General features: G+C 44.2%; 1 pseudogene. It reads left to right on the plus strand.

Annotated features, from left to right (window positions below):
* Positions 1 to 216 precede the first annotated feature (216 nt).
* Positions 217 to 556, plus strand: a pseudogene (locus QTN95_RS20980) (ankyrin repeat domain-containing protein); the annotation flags it as partial.

Genomic DNA, 556 nt, shown 5'->3' on the forward strand with positions numbered 1-556 from the left:
TTTCGCAATGACATCGTTTTTTGTAAAGAGCCGCACGGTTATATGCCGAAAACCGAATGCAAAGTGGAAGGTGTGAATGAATACCTAAGGGAACAAACCGAGCAGGAAAAACGCCAAGATGAAAAGATCCTTAAAGAACGTTTTGGTATCAAACATCGATTTTAAAAGCATCACATGCGGAAAGGCTCAGATGCATCTAACCCCAGGTGGAATCAAGTGAAAAAGTGGCGATGGCTTCTGATTGCAGGGCTGCTTGCTTTATCTATGGTAGCAAAAGGAGATTTGATGAATATTTTTGGCAGCAAACCTTATGCCGACGCCTTTTTTGAAGGGGATATGTTGAACATTGCCAAGGCGATAAAGAAAAAAGACGGTGAAAAGATCACCAAACTTGGGAAAGCGCTTGAAGATATCGATGCCCCAGGAAAACACGGGATGACACTGCTTGGCTTTGCCGTAAATGATGAAAACCCCGTAGCCATTAAAGCGTTGATGGCGTTAGGTGCCGATCCATCTATTGAGTTGCCGGAACTAGGCAGCGTGGCTTATCACGCTA

Origin of the sequence: Vibrio sp. M260112, assembly GCF_036533775.1 — a bacterium.
Taxonomy (GTDB): Bacteria; Pseudomonadota; Gammaproteobacteria; order Enterobacterales; family Vibrionaceae; genus Vibrio.